Source organism: Rhizobium sp. R339 (assembly GCF_002211395.1).
Classification (GTDB): Bacteria; Pseudomonadota; Alphaproteobacteria; order Rhizobiales; family Rhizobiaceae; genus Rhizobium.
Genome location: NZ_LOKV01000024.1, coordinates 138,214 through 152,520 on the forward strand (window position 1 = coordinate 138,214; position 14,307 = coordinate 152,520).

The following is a 14,307-nucleotide window of genomic DNA, read 5'->3' on the forward strand; positions in this document are numbered from 1 at the left end:
CCCTACCGCGAAAACTGAATGATCTCGCCATTGTACTGCGCGCGCGCCGTCTCGCGAAAGCCCAGCTTGGCTGCGACCCTCAGCGAAGCCTCGTTCTCGGGGCTGATGATGCAGCTCATCGGCTTTCCTGGAAAATGCGCTTTCCCCCAGCCGATCAGGGCGGTCAGCGCCTCGGTGGCGTAACCGCGGCCGTGTGCCGAGGGCATCAGCGCCCAGCCGACTTCCATCGTGCCCTCGATCGAGGGCTCCATCTCGCGGCGGGCTTCGAGGAAACCCGCTTCGCCGATGAAGCGGCCACTCTCTTTTTCCACGATGGCAAGAAAACCGAATCCCATATGGTGCCACATGCCGGCGATGCGCAGCATGCGGCTCCAGCTCTGCTCTCGGGTTGACCGCGCGCCGGTGATGAAGCGAACGACATCCTCGTCCGCCCACAGCGCCGCATGCGCTTCGAAATCGTCCAGGCGGTGGGGGCGAAGCGTCAGCCGCGCCGTTTCGAGTGTCGGAATGGTGGTCATGTTTGATCCTTTGGGAATGACGTGCTCAAGCGCCGGGCTCGCCGTCCCAATAATCGAGGTCGCTTTCCGGCCGTCCGATATGGCGGAAGCGCCCGGGCTTCGCCCCGTCCCAGTTGGTCTTGGCGAGGAACTTTCCGGAATCGGGATATTCGACGATCTCGGTTTTCGCCATCGTCGAAATGCCGAGATAGACCAGCGTCGTTGTGCCTGAATTGATGATCTGATGCGCCGTTTCAGGTCCGCCGGCCGGCGCGCCGAGCACGTCGCCCGCTTTGATCGCATGGCGCTCGTCGCCGAGGCGGTATTCGCCGGCGCCTGAAATCACATAGAAGAGTTCGTCTTCGACGTGATGATTGTGGAAGGGACAGCTCGATTTGCCCGGCGGCACTTCATTATAGCTGATGCCAAGGCCGGCCAGGCCAAGAAGCCCACCGAACGAGGTATCGGCGCTTTCGTAGAACTCGCCTTGTTTCCAGTGGTCGAGCTTGAGATCGGCGGTGTTGATCACCGCTTTCGGTTCTGTCGCCATGAGGTCCTCCTGTTGCAGAAAGAGAAACCATCATCGCGTCGAAAAATTCAATGACTTTCTGCGAGAGCCCGGCATGGGCGGAGAGGAGACCGCCGCCCATGCGGGAAGCCGTCAGCGGACGTAGAAGGTCAGGCTTCCATCGGCCGCCTGTTCGGCATTGACGATGTTGCGAACGTCGACGCCCTCGTTGTTAAGCCGATGGGCGAGTGACCTGTTGGCGTCGATCGAGGCCTGGATGCCGCGAACGGCCTGGCCGGACCGCTCAGGCGCCGAGTGCGGGCCGGTCCATTCGTCGTCGAGGTTGCGCCAGTTATGGACCTGCTCGACGTTGAAATCATTGCCCTGGAAGCTCCTGAGCGTCTGCTCGATGCCCCGGTCCGTGTTCATTCCAAGACTTTCGGCCCGGCTGACGCCGGCAAATGCCAGGGAGGAGAGCGCTGCAGCGAGGGTGACGGTGACAATACGGTTCATGATCATATCCTTTCATCTGCTTTGACGGTCGGCTGTCGTTGCAGGGGATCGTCGGTGTCACGACATGGAATTGGCGCTCGCCCTTTCGCGATTCAATGGCTTAAGCCACTGAAAATCCATTAAAAATTGTTCATGAAAACTGCCTTCGAATTGCCGTTTTCAAGGCATCCTGCAAAACAGGTTTTCAAGGCCTGTCCTGTTGCGCGCGGATCCTGCGGCTATCCCTTTGCGGATATTTCGTCTTTCCACGTTGCGGCATCGGGCGAAATTGCTTGCCATTCCGATGAAGGCATGTTTTGACCGCGGGCTGCCGAGTGGAAAATGTCCCGCGAAACGAAGGTGAACCATGTCGAGAGAGACCGCTCCCCATATTTTGATCGTTGAAGCCCGCTTTTACGACGACATGGCCGACGCGCTGCTCGAAGGCGCGACCTTCGCGCTCAAGGAAGCCGGCGCCACCTATGAGGTGGTCACCGTTCCCGGCGCCTTAGAAATTCCGGCGGCGATTGCCATGTCGCTCGATGGGGACGACAATGGCGGCACGCATTATGATGGCTATGTCGCCCTCGGCATGGTCATTCGCGGCGAGACCTATCACTTCGATATCGTATCGAACGAATCCTCGCGCGCTTTGATGGATCTCGCGGTCAGCGAGTCGCTTGCCATCGGCAACGGCATCCTGACCGTGGAAAATGATGAACAGGCCTGGGCGCGCGCACGCCGCTCGGAAAAGGACAAGGGCGGCTTCGCCGCCCGCGCGGCTCTGACGATGATCGAGCTGAAGCAGAAACTGGGTGCTTAAAGAATGAACGACGACAAGACGGAACGGCCGGTCAAGACTGCGAACCAGCGGGGCGCTGCTCGTCTTGCCGCCGTGCAGGCGCTTTATCAGATGGATGTCGGCGGCACGGGCGTTCTGGAAATCGTGGCCGAATACGAAGCGCACCGCCTCGGGCAGGAGCTCGACGGCGCAACCTATTTGAAGGCCGACGCGGGCTGGTTCCGCTCCATCGTCTCCGGCGTCGTGCGCGATCAGGTCCGTCTCGATCCGCTGATTGCCGCGGCCCTGCAGGATGATTGGGCTTTGTCCCGCCTCGACAGCACCGTGCGCGCCATCCTGCGCGCGGGCGTTTTCGAGCTGACCGACCGCAAGGACGTTCCGGTGGCGGTCATCGTCACCGAATATGTCGAGATCGCGCAGGCCTTTTTCGAGGACGACGAGCCAAAGCTCGTCAACGCCGTGCTCGACCGCATCGCCAAGCAGGTTCGTGGCGAGGCGAAGAAGTAAGTTCTTAGCCGCCGAACAATCTCCCTACGTCTTTCTTCGTACCGCAATGGTTTTCGCCCGTTGCGGTCTTGACGCCACGTGATCGACCACGCAATCTCCGCACCGCTTAGCTGTGCATTTCTGTGGAGAGGAAGGCGAGTCGGCGGCGTATCTGCCGGAGGAGGATGAACTCCGGCCTATGGGAGGAAAGAGCGAAATGACCATTCTTTTATGCGTAATTGCATGCGGTCTGCTCTCGGTGGTCTATGCCGCCTGGGCAACCCGGTCGGTGCTTGCCGCCGATCAGGGCAACAGCCGCATGCAGGAGATCGCGGGTTATATCCGCGAAGGCGCTCAGGCCTATCTGACCCGCCAGTATAAGGCCATTGCCCTTGTCGGCGTTGTTGTTTTCATCGCGGCATGGCTTCTCCTTTCCGCCACGGCCGCCATCGGCTTCCTGATCGGCGCCGTACTGTCAGGCGCTGCCGGCTTCATCGGCATGCACGTCTCCGTTCGCGCCAATGTGCGCACCGCCCAGGCGGCTTCCGCCAGCCTCTCCGCCGGCCTCGACATCGCCTTCAAATCGGGCGCGATCACCGGCATGCTGGTGGCAGGCCTCGCGCTGCTCGGCGTCTCCATCTACTACACCATATTGACGGTCGGGCTTGGACATGAAAGCGGCTCGCGTGAAGTCATCGATGCGCTGGTCGCGCTCGGCTTCGGCGCCTCGCTGATCTCGATCTTCGCCCGTCTCGGCGGCGGCATCTTCACCAAGGGCGCCGATGTCGGCGGCGACCTCGTCGGCAAGGTGGAAGCCGGCATTCCCGAGGACGATCCGCGCAACCCGGCGACGATTGCCGATAACGTCGGCGACAATGTCGGAGATTGCGCCGGCATGGCCGCCGACCTTTTCGAGACCTATGCGGTCTCCGTCGTCGCCACCATGGTTCTCGCCGCGATCTTCTTTGCCGGTGCGCCGGTCCTCCAGTCGGCAATGATCTATCCGCTGGCGATCTGCGGCGCCTGCATCATCACCTCGATCATCGGCACCTTCTTCGTCAAGCTCGGCTCGAACGGCTCGATCATGGGCGCGCTCTACAAGGGCCTCATCGTCACCGGCCTCTTGTCCATCATCGGTCTCGGCGCCGCCACGTCGCTGACGGTCGGCTGGGGCTCGCTCGGCACCGTCGCCGGCGCCGACGTTACCGGCACGAACCTCTTCATCTGCGGTCTCGTCGGCCTCGTCGTTACCGCCCTGATCGTGGTCATCACCGAATATTACACCGGCACGGGCAAACGCCCCGTCGTTTCGATCGCCCAATCGTCGGTGACCGGCCACGGCACCAACGTCATCCAGGGCCTTGCCGTCTCGCTGGAATCGACAGCCCTGCCGGCCATCGTCATCGTTGGCGGCATTCTCGCCACCTATCAGCTCGGCGGCCTCTTCGGCACCGGCATCGCAGTCACTGCCATGCTCGGCCTTGCCGGCATGATCGTTGCGCTCGATGCCTTCGGCCCGGTCACCGACAATGCGGGCGGCATCGCCGAGATGTCGCATCTGCCGCCGGAGGTGCGCAAGTCGACCGATGCGCTCGACGCCGTCGGCAACACCACCAAGGCCGTCACCAAGGGCTACGCGATCGGCTCGGCCGGTCTAGGTGCGCTGGTGCTCTTTGCCGCCTATGCCAACGACCTGCAATATTTCGCGGCCCATGGCGACCAATATCCTTATTTCGCCAATATCGGCACGATCTCCTTCGAGCTGTCGAACCCCTATGTGGTCGCCGGCCTGCTTTTCGGCGGTCTGATCCCCTATCTCTTCGGCGGTATCGCCATGACCGCCGTCGGCCGGGCCGCCGGCTCGATCGTCGAGGAGGTGCGCCGTCAGTTCAAGGCCAAGCCCGGCATCATGCAAGGCACGGAAAAGCCGGACTACGGCAAGGCAGTCGATCTTCTGACCAAGGCCGCGATCCGCGAGATGATCGTGCCGTCGCTGCTGCCGGTGCTGGCGCCCATCGTCGTCTATTTCGGCGTGCTTCTGATCTCCGGCTCCAAGGCCTCGGCCTTCGCCGCCCTCGGCGCATCACTTCTCGGCGTCATCATCAATGGTCTCTTCGTCGCCATCTCGATGACATCGGGCGGCGGCGCCTGGGACAATGCCAAGAAGAGCTTCGAGGATGGTTTCGTCGATAAGGACGGCGTGCGTCACATGAAGGGCTCGGAAGCGCATAAGGCTTCCGTGACCGGCGATACCGTCGGCGATCCCTACAAGGACACGGCCGGCCCCGCCGTCAACCCGGCGATCAAGATCACCAATATCGTGGCACTTCTGCTGCTCGCCGTTCTCGCCGGTTAATGCATCCAGGCGCCGCGCTTCGCCGCGGTGCCATACCCAACCATGAAAAAACCCGCCGGAGCGATCCGGCGGGTTTTTTCGTTTGAAGCTTGTCCGATCAGCGCAGGCTGCTCGGGTTCTGCGGCGTGCCGCCGGCGCCGCCGCCGAACAGGCTGCGGGCCGCACTTGCGGCGCTGCCGCCGGAGAGCATCTGCTGCAGGAAGGTGAGTTCCTTGCCGCCGGTCGGCGTGACGCGTCCGATCGTGTCGAACACCTTGCCGTCCTGCAGCGTATAATTGGCGCGGCGGTTAACGACGCCGTCCTTGTCGAAATAGATCGCCAGAACGCTCTGATCGACGACCTTCAGCTTCTGGAAGGCGACCGAACGCGTGCGCCGCTGCGAGATGTAATAAAAGACTTCGCCGTCAAAGGTCGCCGTCGTCGACGGGGTGCCGAGCGAAAGCAGCGCCTGCTCGCGGCTCGAACCTTCTGGAACGAGGTTCAGCGACTGCTGGTCGGCGACGTATCCGCCATTGAGCACGGTGCCGGTCTGGCAGCCCGAAAGAGCAGTGGTGGAGGCGATTATGAAGGCAATGGCCGCGCTGCTGAAGAATTTCATGTCAGACTTGAAATACCGTTTCTTCAACGACATCTACTCCCTTGAGTGTCGATAGCAGCCATTTGGGGCCTTACACGCTTCCTCCTGCAAAACCATTGTGGCCATTCCGGGTCGAATTTCCCGATTTTGTTTCGCTGACACCTTGAAGGCGCCGTCCCGAAACTGGCCACGATCGGCATTGCAATTCGCGCCTGCTTCGGTAAACCAGCTTTCGACATCATGCAACAAGGCCAGACGCCAGCCGGCGCGAAGAATGAGGCATTTCCGGAAAAAACAATGATCTTCGGGCTCTTCCGCAAGAAAAACAACAATCAGGCGATCGTCGATCGGCAATATGCGACGCTGACGGCCGCCGCGCGAATGCCCGAGCTTTACGAAGGCCTCAATGTGCCGGACACGGTCATGGGTCGTTTCGAAATGCTGTCGATCGTCATGATTCTGTTTTTCCGCCGCACGCGCGGTTCCACCACCAGCGGCCAGGAGATCGCCCAGGAGATCGTCGACGCCTTTTTCCAGGATATCGACTATTCGATCCGCGAACTCGGCATCGGCGACAATAGCGTGCCGAAACGCATGAAAAAGCTCGCCGGCATGTTCTACGGCCGGCTCGAAGCCTATTCGAAGGCGATGGATGCGGGCGATACCGAAGCGCTCGCTCTCGCGCTTGAGCGCAACATCTACCCGGAGCCCGCGACGCCGGCCGACATGTCCGGCCTCGCGGCATGGATGATAGCGGCCGAAGCCCATCTGTCCGCCGTTCCGGAAGAGCTGATCGCCACCGGTTCGGCAACGCTGCCGCCGGCCGCCTGAAGGAGGAAACGATGAAACACGATCGGGACGATGTTCCCTTCTCCTATCACGTCAAGGTCGGCCACATCTCGGCCAATCCCGTCGAGGTCCATATCGAGGCGGATGCCAGCGAATTGAAGGCGCTTGCCGAGACCTGGAGCGTGGTCTCGGTCGATGATTTGCGCGCCGATCTGCAGATCGCCCGCTGGAAACGCGACGGTGTGCGCGTCAAGGGCCGCGTGCAGGCGAAGATCGTTCAGTCCTGCGTCGTAACGCTGGAACCGGTGGATGCCGCCATTGACGAGAGTTTCGAGCAGATTTTTGTGCCCGACGGTTCCAAGCTTGCCCGCCAGCCCGGCAACGACGCCGGTGAGATGCTGCTCGACCCCGATGGTCCGGATCTGCCGGAGACCTTTGTCGGCGACACGATCGATGCCGGCGAGGTGGTTGCAGAATTCGCCGCGCTTGCGATCGATCCCTATCCGCGCAAGCAGGGCGTCGAGTTCACTGGCCATATCGAGGATAGCGGCGAGAACGACAAAAAGCCCTCCGCTTTCGCGGTCCTCAAGGATTGGAAAAAGGACTGAAGCGCCTCTGGCATTTGATATAATTCAGTTGTAAGGGACGCCAAAACCGGTATTTTGGCCGAAATTTCGCCCTCGGCGGAAAGAAGGATCAGGGACGCGTGATCAGAATATCTCTCGACCTCATGGGTGGCGACTTTGGTCCCCAGGTTGTCATCCCCGGCGCCGCCAAGGCGCTGGAAAGGCATCCGGATATTTCCTTCGTTTTCTACGGCATCAAGGAACATTGCGAACCGGTTCTCGTCAAGTTCCCGAAACTCAAGGAAAAATCGGTCTTTCACGATTGCGAGCTGGCCGTCAGCATGGAGGAGAAGCCAAGCCAGGCGCTGCGCCGCGGCCGCTATGTCTCCACCATGTGGCGTTCGATCGAGGCGGTGAAGACGGGTGATGCCGACGTCGCGGTTTCTGCCGGCAATACCGGCGCTCTGATGGCGATGGCGAAGTTCTGTCTTCGCACCATGGCCAACATCGAGCGCCCGGCGATCGCGGCGATCTGGCCGACGCTGAAGGGCGAGAGCATCGTGCTCGATGTCGGCGCGACGATCGGCGCCGATGCACAGCAGCTCATGGATTTCGCCCTGATGGGCGGCGCCATGGCGCGCGCCCTTTTCGAGATCGAGCGCCCGACGATCGGCCTTCTGAACGTCGGCGTCGAGGAAGTGAAGGGCCAGGAAGAGGTCAAGGAAGCCGGCCGGCTTCTGCGCGAGGCGAACATCGATTCGCTCGAATATTCCGGCTTCGTCGAGGGTAACGATCTCGGCAAGGGCACGGTCGATGTCGTCGTCACCGAAGGCTTTTCCGGCAATATCGCGCTGAAGACCGCCGAAGGCACGGCCAAACAGATCGCCGAATATCTGCGTGCGGCAATGTCGCGCACGCTGCTTGCCCGCATCGGCTACCTCTTTGCCAAGAGCGCCTTCGACATGCTTCGCGAGAAGCTCGATCCGAGCAAGGTCAATGGCGGCGTGTTTCTCGGCCTGAACGGCATCGTCATCAAGAGCCATGGCGGAGCGAATGCCGAAGGCATCGCCGCCGCCATCGAAGTCGGCTACGACATGGCTAAGAACGGCCTCAATCAGAAAATAGAAAACGATCTTAAGAAATATCATGCCAAGCGGCTGCCTCCCATAGGCCCGGAAGCGGCATGAGCTACGGGGTGCAATCGAATATGATCCGTTCAGTGGTTCGCGGATTCGGAGCCGCGCTTCCGAAGCGCGTGATGACCAATCGTGACATGGAGGCCATCGTCGATACATCGGACGAATGGATTGTCCAGCGCACCGGCATCCGCCAGCGTTACGTTGCCGGCGATGACGAGACGACGGCTTCGCTGGGCGAAGCTGCCGCACGCGCAGCCCTTGCCAATGGCGGGCTGACGCCGGCGGATATCGATCTCATCATCTGCGCCACCTCGACGCCCGACAACACCTTTCCGGCGACGTCGGTCAACATCCAGAACCGTCTCGGCATGAGCCACGGCTTCGCCTTTGACGTCCAGGCCGTCTGCACCGGTTTCGTCTATGCGGTCACGACTGCGGACGCCTATATCCGCGGCGGCCTGGCAAAGCGCGTTCTGGTCATCGGTGCCGAAACTTTTTCGCGCATCCTCGACTGGAACGACCGCACCACTTGCGTGCTCTTCGGCGATGGCGCCGGCGCGATCGTGCTTGAAGCGGCCGAAGGCGAGGGCACGTCTGCCGATCGCGGCGTGCTGACGGCGCATCTGCGCTCCGATGGCTCGCACAAGGACAAGCTTTATGTCGATGGCGGACCGTCGAGCACGGGAACCGTCGGCAAGCTGCGCATGGAGGGCCGCGAGGTCTTCAAATACGCCGTCGGCATGATCACCGATGTCATCCAGGCTGCTTTCGATTCGACCGGCACCACCGCCGACGACCTCGACTGGCTGGTGCCGCATCAGGCCAACCGGCGCATCATCGACGGCTCTGCGAAGAAGCTGAACATCGCCGCGGAGAAGGTCGTCGTCACCGTCGACCTGCATGGCAATACGTCGGCCGCCTCGATCCCGCTCGCCCTTGCGACCGCTGCCGGCGACGGCCGCATCAAGAAAGGCGATCTCGTGATGCTCGAAGCCATGGGCGGCGGTTTCACCTGGGGCGCAGTTTTGCTGCGCTGGTAGGCAAGAATCCTAAAAAACTGGCGGCGAACAAGAGCTTGACCGTAAGGCGCAAGACAAATACTCTTCGTTCGCTTTCACAAAATATTTTGTAATGGGCGGGGAAACCATGACGGGAAAAACAGTGACGCGAGCAGACCTGGCGGAATCCGTTTTCCGAAAGGTAGGGCTTTCCCGGACCGAATCCGCCGAACTGGTCGAAACCGTCATCGATGAAATTTGCAACGCCATCGTGCGTGGCGAAACCGTGAAACTTTCCTCCTTCGCGACCTTCCAGGTGCGTGACAAGAACGAGCGGATCGGTCGCAACCCGAAAACCGGCGAAGAGGTTCCGATTTCTCCCCGCCGCGTAATGACCTTCAAGGCCTCGAACGTCCTGAAGACGCGCATCCTCAAGGCGCACGTCGCCCGCAAGGTCAAGCTGAAGCCGCAAAACCCGGCCTCCTGATCGCCGCTTCCTGTTTCCCGACGGCAGTTTTTTCCTCTCGCACTGTCCTTGGCTGTGCGCAACGTCAAGACATGACTTGAATTGTCGGCGCCAAACCTTTGAAATATGATGAGTCGCCGTTGGATCGAGCCGCGAGGTCGCGTAGCAGTATGACGTTGGACAAGAGCCCCGATGCCTTTCGCACCATCAGCGAAGTTGCAGACGATCTTGATCTGCCGCAGCATGTGCTGCGCTTCTGGGAAACGCGCTTTCCCCAGATCAAGCCGATGAAGCGCGGCGGCGGCCGTCGTTATTATCGGCCGGAGGACGTGGATCTCCTCAAGGGCATCCGGCATCTCCTCTATGATCACGGCTATACGATCAAGGGCGTGCAGAAGCTTCTGAAGACCAACGGCAACAAGTTCGTCGTCGCCGTCGGCCATGGCGATCTCGCCAGTGTCGAGGCGCTTGCGTCGGGCGTGCAGGATGCGGGCGCCGGCGAACCGCGCGTCGGCATGGCCGAGGAAGATCAGATCGTCGGGCGCGCCAAGCCGCCGATCACCCGCCGCTTCTTCAACTTCGTCGCCGGAGACGACGATCAGCCTGAGGTTTCGATCGGCAAGTCGAGCGTCGGCAAGGAAGACAGGGCGCTGCTGCAGGAGGCGCTTTACGATCTCCTGGAATGCAAGCGTCTGCTCGATCAGGTGCGCTGAGCAGGAAGTTTAGGCTGCGGTCAGCCGCTTCATCGCCTCTTCGAGCTCACTGAGCTGGAAGGGTTTGCGCAAGACGGGCAGCGTGCCTGCGCTGCCTTCCGGCGCACTGCCATACCCGGTTGCGAAGAGGTAGGGCTTGCCGCGTTCGTCGAGCAGCTTTGCGACGGGCAGTGAGCTGTGGCCGGCAAGCGAGACGTCCAGGATCGCGGCATCGAATTCCGAGTCTTTGGCGGTTGCCAGCGCCCGTTCCAGATCAGGGGCGCTCGCGCAGACCCGGTAGCCAAGGTCGCCGAGCATATCCTCGAGCAGCATGGCGATCAGAGCATCGTCTTCGACGATGAATATGTCTTTCATGATTCCCGTCCACCCATTTCCCTTGCCGGGCATGGAGATATGTGGACTGCTTGTGCGGCTCGTCAAGACGTCCTGCCCGGCAGTGCGAGAAACTGCATATTGCCGGGCGAAATTCGATGTGCAAAAGCTGGAATGCCGGTGTCGAAGCGGAGGGAAGAGTCTGGAATGGATTTGCTGAGTGCCACGGACTGGTTGCGTCAGAGGCCCGCTTTTACCTATCCGCTGGCTTTCGCCGCGGTTGGATTGACGTTTCTTCTGAGGCTCGCCGCCAGCGATTATCTTTCCGGTTTTCCTTTCCTGAGTTTCCTTCCGGCGATCTTGTTCGCGAGCTTCATCGGCGGCGCGGGACCCGGCCTTGTCGCGGCCATGCTCGCCTGTTTCATCGTCCAGCAGTTCTTCGTCGAGCCGCACGATGTCTTCTGGCCCGTCAGCGCCGGGCAATGGGTCGGCCTTTCGACATATCTCATCAATGCCGTGATCATCATCGGCCTGATGGAGATGATCATCATCTCTCATTCCAGGCAGAGCCGCCTTCGCGACGAGCTCAACAGTTTCAACGAGCGCCTGGAAGAGACGGTCGCTCAGCGCACGGGCGAACTCAGGCATGAAATGGAAGAGAATGCCGCCGCTCAGGCACAGGTGCGCCAGCTGCAGAAGATGGAGACGATCGGCCAGCTGACGGGCGGCGTTGCCCATGATTTCAACAACATGCTGGCGATCATCATCGGTAATCTCGATCTCGCCCAGCGGCGCTTGACCGGAAACGAGGATCCGCGCCTGCTGAATTCCATCCAGAATGCAAAGGACGGCGCGCAGCGGGCGGCGGTGTTGACCGCGCGTCTTCTCGCCTTCTCGCGCCAGCAGCCGCTGGCTCCCGAGGTGATCGATGTCAACAAGCTGGTCGGTGGCATGTCGGAACTGCTGCGGCGTACGCTCGGCGAGCATATCCGTATCGAGACCGTGCTTGCCGGCGGTCTCTGGCCGAGCTTTGCCGATCTCAGCCAGCTTGAAAACGCCATGCTGAATCTTGCCGTCAACGCTCGCGACGCCATGCCGGGCGGCGGTCATCTGACGATCGAGACCGCCAACACCGAACTCGACGAGCGATATGCGCGCATGCATTCGGAAGTGGACGCCGGCCAATATGTGATGGTCAGCATCACCGACACCGGCACCGGCATGTCGCCTGATGTGATCGATCGGGCCTTCGATCCGTTCTACACGACCAAGGGGCCGGGCAAGGGGACCGGCCTCGGCCTCAGCCAAGTCTATGGCTACATCAAGCAGAGCAGGGGCCACATCAAGATCTACTCGGAGATCGACAGAGGCACGACGGTCAAGATCTACCTACCGAGGCATGTCGGTGCGGCCGACGCCCGCTCGGCCGGCAGCTCTCAGCCGATCCCTCAGGGGAGCGCCAATGATACTATTCTGGTGGTGGAGGACGACGAACACGTCCGCACCATGACTGCCGAGAGCCTGCACGAGCTGGGCTATACCGTCTTGCAGGCGGGAAGCGGCACGGAGGCGCTTCTCATTCTTGAGAAAAATGCGGCGGTGGACCTGATATTCACGGATATCGTCATGCCTGAGATGAGCGGACGGCAGCTTGCCGATATCGTCGAGGAAAGATGGCCGGCGATCCGCATCCTCTATACGACCGGCTACACTCGCAATGCCATCGTCCACAATGGCGTGCTCGATCACGGTGTTTCCCTGCTCGCCAAGCCCTTCAGCCTGGAGCAACTGGCGCACAAGATCCGCGACATCTTGAACGTGCCAGGGGGAACGCAAGGCGAGCAGACGTGAGGCCGCAACAGGCCTGCACGCCCGCTCCCTTCGGATCGCGTTATTCCAGAACCTGGATCACGCGATGCGTCTGTGGCTCGACGATGACGCGCCGGTCGTTGACGACGGTATAGGCGTAGCCGTCGACATTCGGCACGGTATGCACTTCGATCGTATCAGGCAGTGTCGTGCCGACCACGACATCGCCTTCATAGACGACGGACGGCGTATTTTGCTCCATCACGTAAGTGCGCACCTCGCCGGGCAGTACGACAGTCGAGCTGGTCGGTGCGGGATCGGTGACGATGACGCTGCTCTGCGCGAACGCGGAAGAGCAGATGGTCAGCATGGCGGCCGCAGCAAGCATGGTCTTGCGCATGGGTGTTCTCCTTTTCCTATCCCAGACAGGTAGGCAACGCCGGCCATGCATCATGGTTCCCCATGTCCCCGCGGCAGCGTTCCGATGCTCGCTTTTGTGCACGCGTTTCCACCATCGCCGCGGAGACAAAGACCGGGAAAGACCGATTAAGTTGTTGGCGAATCATTTTGCTCATCATAGGGTTGAGTTGTCCGAACAACATCCAGCATGGGTTCGTCTGGCGACGCCAAGGCGCGGTTGGTTACTCTTCGTTAACCATGTTGGCGGTTTATGTCCGGGTAGGCGGCTCGCGGGTCGTTGATTCGAAGATCCGTCGCGTTTCGGCTTGCGAATGGATATCTGGAAAACGATTGCGGCGGCTCGAGATATGCACTTGCGGAAAACGATATCGCTGGTGGCCGTGGCGGGCGCAATAGCCGGCTGCACATCGACAGGCAGTGTACGCGAGCCGTCCGGACCAGAGACCGTTGCGCCCGAAAAGGCGCTGGTCCTGCCGCCGCCGGGTGGCCCCTCGATCGTCAGCGTCGTGGAACGCAAGCGCGGCAACGGTGTCGAGCAGACGATCTCGCTGTTTACCTCATCCTCCGTGCCCGGCCAGAATTTCCTCAAGGTCCAGTTCTTCGGCGCGTCCGGCGCCAATCCCGGCACCGGCAACGCCGGTTACAAGATGATCAATGAGGGTGCGATTGGCCGCGAAGTGGCCCGCTCGGCGCCCGGTGTGCCGATGGCGGCCTCGGCGACCTTTCTGCAGAACAGCTACGGCCCCTTCGGTTATGCCGCCGGCCAAAGCCGCGCCGGCGACACCTGCATCTATGCCTGGCAGCAGATCCGCTCGAGCGCGTCTGCCAACACGCAGGCGCGCAATTTCGGCATGATCCAGCTGCGCCTGCGGCTCTGCGACGCCAGGGCGAGCGAGCGCCAGTTGCTCGGCATCGTCTACGGCTACACCGTCACTGGCACCTTCGACGGTGAGATATGGAACCCGTACGGCAATCCGCCGCCCGCCGACGCTGCGCTCGGACGCACCGGTCAGCCGATCTATCCCGACGAGGGCGGTTATCGCGCCAGCCCGATGCCGATCGGCTACGAGCCGGCGCCCGCCGTAGTCAGCCGGCCGCGCACGGCACCTGTTCGCAGCGCCCCGGCTTCGCAACCGGCTCGGAACATCGCGCCGCTGCCGGCGCCCATCGGTCCGCGCGTGCCGCTGCCGGGCGAGGCGCCGCAGGCGAGCGCGAAGCCGGCCGCGGCCGCCGCGCCTGTCGAACAATCCGCAAGGGCGATCGGCGTCAGCGTGCCGTCGCCGGACTGCATAGGCGATGCGGCCATGACGGCCGCCTGCCGGAAATAATGAGCATGCCTGGAGCGCCCGATGGTGCCCCCGGTTGAGTAATTTCGAA

At 61.5% G+C, this 14,307-nt stretch carries 18 protein-coding genes; 12 read left to right on the forward strand and 6 right to left on the reverse strand.

Annotated features, from left to right (window positions below; translation table 11 throughout):
- Nucleotides 1-2: 2 nt before the first annotated feature.
- The 3 genes from ATY76_RS23420 to ATY76_RS23430 all read right to left on the reverse strand — a co-directional run bounded on the left by ATY76_RS23420 (nucleotide 3) and on the right by ATY76_RS23430 (nucleotide 1,518).
- Nucleotides 3-518 (reverse strand): GNAT family N-acetyltransferase, encoded by a 516-nt coding sequence (locus tag ATY76_RS23420; protein ID WP_088677102.1) that lies wholly within the window; start codon nucleotides 516-518, stop codon nucleotides 3-5.
- Between the two features lie 25 nt (nucleotides 519-543).
- Nucleotides 544-1,047, reverse strand: coding sequence for a cupin domain-containing protein (locus ATY76_RS23425; protein ID WP_088677103.1), 504 nt, complete (start codon nucleotides 1,045-1,047; stop codon nucleotides 544-546).
- 111 nt (nucleotides 1,048-1,158) lie between these two features.
- Entirely contained in the window at nucleotides 1,159-1,518 is a 360-nt protein-coding gene (locus ATY76_RS23430) for a hypothetical protein (protein WP_088677361.1), read from the reverse strand.
- Nucleotides 1,519-1,650: 132 nt separating this feature from the next.
- Between ATY76_RS23430 and ATY76_RS33795 the strand changes: the two genes are divergently transcribed.
- The 4 genes from ATY76_RS33795 (at nucleotide 1,651) to ATY76_RS23445 (ending at nucleotide 5,141) form a co-directional block, all read left to right on the forward strand.
- A complete protein-coding gene (locus ATY76_RS33795; protein WP_190233717.1) occupies nucleotides 1,651-1,818 on the forward strand; it encodes a hypothetical protein in 168 nt (55 codons plus the stop codon).
- A gap of 46 nt (nucleotides 1,819-1,864) precedes the next feature.
- On the forward strand, nucleotides 1,865-2,320 hold the full coding sequence (locus ATY76_RS23435) for a 6,7-dimethyl-8-ribityllumazine synthase (protein WP_088677104.1): 456 nt from the start codon (nucleotides 1,865-1,867) through the stop codon (nucleotides 2,318-2,320).
- A gap of 3 nt (nucleotides 2,321-2,323) precedes the next feature.
- Nucleotides 2,324-2,806 (forward strand): transcription antitermination factor NusB, encoded by a 483-nt coding sequence (gene nusB / locus ATY76_RS23440; RefSeq protein ID WP_088677105.1) that lies wholly within the window; start codon nucleotides 2,324-2,326, stop codon nucleotides 2,804-2,806.
- Between the two features lie 196 nt (nucleotides 2,807-3,002).
- Nucleotides 3,003-5,141 carry a sodium-translocating pyrophosphatase gene (locus tag ATY76_RS23445; RefSeq protein ID WP_088677106.1) on the forward strand — a complete coding sequence of 713 codons (2,139 nt, stop codon included), beginning with the start codon at nucleotides 3,003-3,005 and terminating at the stop codon, nucleotides 5,139-5,141.
- A gap of 97 nt (nucleotides 5,142-5,238) precedes the next feature.
- Here the strand turns inward: ATY76_RS23445 and ATY76_RS23450 are convergent, their stop codons facing one another.
- Nucleotides 5,239-5,772 carry an outer membrane protein assembly factor BamE gene (locus tag ATY76_RS23450; protein ID WP_088677107.1) on the reverse strand — a complete coding sequence of 178 codons (534 nt, stop codon included), beginning with the start codon at nucleotides 5,770-5,772 and terminating at the stop codon, nucleotides 5,239-5,241.
- 186 nt (nucleotides 5,773-5,958) lie between these two features.
- Here ATY76_RS23450 and ATY76_RS23455 point away from each other — a divergent pair, with 186 nt between their 5' ends.
- From ATY76_RS23455 to ATY76_RS23480, 6 genes are all read left to right on the forward strand, one after another.
- A complete protein-coding gene (locus ATY76_RS23455; RefSeq protein WP_088677108.1) occupies nucleotides 5,959-6,549 on the forward strand; it encodes a ubiquinol-cytochrome C chaperone family protein in 591 nt (196 codons plus the stop codon).
- Nucleotides 6,550-6,560: 11 nt separating this feature from the next.
- Entirely contained in the window at nucleotides 6,561-7,115 is a 555-nt protein-coding gene (locus ATY76_RS23460; RefSeq protein ID WP_088677109.1) for a DUF177 domain-containing protein, read from the forward strand.
- Between the two features lie 98 nt (nucleotides 7,116-7,213).
- Complete coding sequence (plsX, locus tag ATY76_RS23465; RefSeq protein WP_088677110.1) at nucleotides 7,214-8,260, forward strand: phosphate acyltransferase PlsX; 1,047 nt, start codon at nucleotides 7,214-7,216, stop codon at nucleotides 8,258-8,260.
- 20 nt (nucleotides 8,261-8,280) lie between these two features.
- Nucleotides 8,281-9,252 carry a beta-ketoacyl-ACP synthase III gene (locus ATY76_RS23470; RefSeq protein ID WP_088677362.1) on the forward strand — a complete coding sequence of 324 codons (972 nt, stop codon included), beginning with the start codon at nucleotides 8,281-8,283 and terminating at the stop codon, nucleotides 9,250-9,252.
- 106 nt (nucleotides 9,253-9,358) lie between these two features.
- Nucleotides 9,359-9,697, forward strand: a complete 339-nt coding sequence (locus ATY76_RS23475; protein ID WP_088677111.1) for an integration host factor subunit alpha — start codon at nucleotides 9,359-9,361, stop codon at nucleotides 9,695-9,697.
- 149 nt (nucleotides 9,698-9,846) lie between these two features.
- Complete coding sequence (locus tag ATY76_RS23480) at nucleotides 9,847-10,389, forward strand: MerR family transcriptional regulator (protein ID WP_088677112.1); 543 nt, start codon at nucleotides 9,847-9,849, stop codon at nucleotides 10,387-10,389.
- Between the two features lie 9 nt (nucleotides 10,390-10,398).
- On the opposite strand, the gene ATY76_RS23485 is transcribed toward ATY76_RS23480, so the two are convergent.
- Nucleotides 10,399-10,743, reverse strand: a complete 345-nt coding sequence (locus ATY76_RS23485) for a response regulator (RefSeq protein WP_088677113.1) — start codon at nucleotides 10,741-10,743, stop codon at nucleotides 10,399-10,401.
- A 165-nt stretch (nucleotides 10,744-10,908) separates the two neighbouring features.
- Here ATY76_RS23485 and ATY76_RS23490 point away from each other — a divergent pair, with 165 nt between their 5' ends.
- Entirely contained in the window at nucleotides 10,909-12,552 is a 1,644-nt protein-coding gene (locus tag ATY76_RS23490) for an ATP-binding protein (protein ID WP_088677114.1), read from the forward strand.
- Nucleotides 12,553-12,592: 40 nt separating this feature from the next.
- Here the strand turns inward: ATY76_RS23490 and ATY76_RS23495 are convergent, their stop codons facing one another.
- A complete protein-coding gene (locus tag ATY76_RS23495) occupies nucleotides 12,593-12,910 on the reverse strand; it encodes a DUF1236 domain-containing protein (protein WP_088677115.1) in 318 nt (105 codons plus the stop codon).
- Nucleotides 12,911-13,277: 367 nt separating this feature from the next.
- Here ATY76_RS23495 and bcsN point away from each other — a divergent pair, with 367 nt between their 5' ends.
- Nucleotides 13,278-14,258 carry a cellulose biosynthesis protein BcsN gene (gene bcsN, locus ATY76_RS23500; protein ID WP_088677116.1) on the forward strand — a complete coding sequence of 327 codons (981 nt, stop codon included), beginning with the start codon at nucleotides 13,278-13,280 and terminating at the stop codon, nucleotides 14,256-14,258.
- The last annotated feature ends 49 nt before the right edge of the window (nucleotides 14,259-14,307 follow it).

Coding starts and splice junctions, on each gene's coding strand:
- ATY76_RS23420 (WP_088677102.1), bottom strand. CDS start 518: ATGACCACCATTCCGACACTCGAAACGGCGCGGCTGACGCTTCGCCCC.
- ATY76_RS23425 (WP_088677103.1), bottom strand. CDS start 1,047: ATGGCGACAGAACCGAAAGCGGTGATCAACACCGCCGATCTCAAGCTC.
- ATY76_RS23430 (WP_088677361.1), bottom strand. CDS start 1,518: ATGAACCGTATTGTCACCGTCACCCTCGCTGCAGCGCTCTCCTCCCTG.
- ATY76_RS33795 (WP_190233717.1), top strand. CDS start 1,651: ATGAAAACTGCCTTCGAATTGCCGTTTTCAAGGCATCCTGCAAAACAG.
- ATY76_RS23435 (WP_088677104.1), top strand. CDS start 1,865: ATGTCGAGAGAGACCGCTCCCCATATTTTGATCGTTGAAGCCCGCTTT.
- nusB (WP_088677105.1), top strand. CDS start 2,324: ATGAACGACGACAAGACGGAACGGCCGGTCAAGACTGCGAACCAGCGG.
- ATY76_RS23445 (WP_088677106.1), top strand. CDS start 3,003: ATGACCATTCTTTTATGCGTAATTGCATGCGGTCTGCTCTCGGTGGTC.
- ATY76_RS23450 (WP_088677107.1), bottom strand. CDS start 5,772: ATGTCGTTGAAGAAACGGTATTTCAAGTCTGACATGAAATTCTTCAGC.
- ATY76_RS23455 (WP_088677108.1), top strand. CDS start 5,959: ATGCAACAAGGCCAGACGCCAGCCGGCGCGAAGAATGAGGCATTTCCG.
- ATY76_RS23460 (WP_088677109.1), top strand. CDS start 6,561: ATGAAACACGATCGGGACGATGTTCCCTTCTCCTATCACGTCAAGGTC.
- ATY76_RS23470 (WP_088677362.1), top strand. CDS start 8,281: ATGATCCGTTCAGTGGTTCGCGGATTCGGAGCCGCGCTTCCGAAGCGC.
- ATY76_RS23475 (WP_088677111.1), top strand. CDS start 9,359: ATGACGGGAAAAACAGTGACGCGAGCAGACCTGGCGGAATCCGTTTTC.
- ATY76_RS23480 (WP_088677112.1), top strand. CDS start 9,847: ATGACGTTGGACAAGAGCCCCGATGCCTTTCGCACCATCAGCGAAGTT.
- ATY76_RS23485 (WP_088677113.1), bottom strand. CDS start 10,743: ATGAAAGACATATTCATCGTCGAAGACGATGCTCTGATCGCCATGCTG.
- ATY76_RS23490 (WP_088677114.1), top strand. CDS start 10,909: ATGGATTTGCTGAGTGCCACGGACTGGTTGCGTCAGAGGCCCGCTTTT.
- ATY76_RS23495 (WP_088677115.1), bottom strand. CDS start 12,910: ATGCGCAAGACCATGCTTGCTGCGGCCGCCATGCTGACCATCTGCTCT.
- bcsN (WP_088677116.1), top strand. CDS start 13,278: ATGCACTTGCGGAAAACGATATCGCTGGTGGCCGTGGCGGGCGCAATA.